The 438-nt window shown below is 40.6% G+C and carries 1 protein-coding gene; it reads right to left on the bottom strand.

The window, feature by feature from the left end:
* On the bottom strand, positions 1 to 438 hold a 438-nt coding region (locus tag ACTD9P_RS30015), incomplete at both ends, for a hypothetical protein (RefSeq protein ID WP_438870480.1).

The following is a 438-nucleotide window of genomic DNA, read 5'->3' as shown; positions in this document are numbered from 1 at the left end:
CAGCAGTTTATCTACAATTTGCCTCGATGTGGTTCCTGCTTTAAAAGTAATCTTCATGTATCGTTTGCGATACCTAACCTCTTCTCGCGTCCCGTAATTCCTGACAGTCTTGTACGTTCGACCGTTTTTGTCTTTCCTGACAGTAACAACCGGCTTTGCAAGCTTATATCTTTTTTTGACGTAATATTTCTCAGCTGGATCAGCATTGGCAGTTGTCACTTTCATATGAGTATAATCGTCGCCGTCTTTTGAATAAATCGACGTTACCTTATCCAAACCGTTCCAGTTATTCAGAACCTTTGTCACTTTGCCAATCGTCAAAACCCCGTAGTCGTCTCGATATCCGGCCTGAACCGTTATTGTGCTGCCTTTTTTTATCTTGTTGATCGAATCTTTGCTGAGATTGTAAATCTCAACTTTTGTTTCATTGGGTTTGAA

This window comes from Pseudomonas onubensis, from assembly GCF_965653655.1.
Classification (GTDB): domain Bacteria; phylum Pseudomonadota; class Gammaproteobacteria; order Pseudomonadales; family Pseudomonadaceae; genus Aquipseudomonas.
Note: the sequence above shows the minus strand (reverse complement) of the source record. Positions and strands in the feature narration are given on the sequence as shown.